Below are 714 nucleotides of genomic sequence, written 5' to 3'. Positions count from 1 at the left end.
TGGGGGGATTCCTATTGTCGGCATGACTTCTCACGGCGTCTGGTCTGATACCACCTTTTACATTACCACACCGGGCTTCAATTTGCCTAATGTCAGCAGAATGTCCCGACCCGGCTACACGTTCACCGGTTGGAACAACAGTGGTGGAAGTCCGGTCTCTTCTATACCGGCTCACCATGCCCAAAACGAAGTTTTTGATGCCCAATGGCTTGCGAATACGTACAAGTTGAAATTTGACAAAAATACGACCATTCCCGGGGCGCAAGTGACTGCACCCACTATCCCCTCCCCTCCGGATCTGCCCTACAAGGTTGTGTCTTATGATGCAGCGGTAGGTGAATTGCCGGGAGACTTCGCGAGCGCTTGGACAGCTACTTGTCCGGGCTACACATTTAAAGGGTGGCGAACAGCTGCCCTCTCAACCGTCGGCTCTGTGTGGACACAAAATACGATATACGCGGTTGCCCACGACACCACGCTTTATGCCTGGTGGGCGCCTCGCAAGTGTGCCGTCAACTACGACACGAACGGCGGAACTTTACCCGCGCCTTATGGTGATTACAGAACGGCTACTTTTACGGATTCGTTCTCGGTGGAGTGGGGGCTGTCAAGCCTGCCAACGCCCACGCGAAGCGGTTATAACTTTGACGGCTGGATGAGTAATGCGGCTCTTAACGGTAATCCCGTAACAAGTATCCCGGACAATTGCGGCAC

At 53.8% G+C, this 714-nt stretch carries 1 protein-coding gene; it reads left to right on the top strand.

Features of this window, described 5'->3' with window-relative positions:
* A partial coding sequence (locus ASC50_RS02540; protein WP_162491123.1) for an InlB B-repeat-containing protein occupies positions 1 to 714 on the top strand: 714 nt, incomplete at both ends.

This window comes from Candidatus Symbiothrix dinenymphae (genome assembly GCF_001431085.1).
The sequence above is the reverse complement of the archived record's forward strand: the minus strand, read 5'-3'. Positions and strand labels throughout refer to the sequence as shown.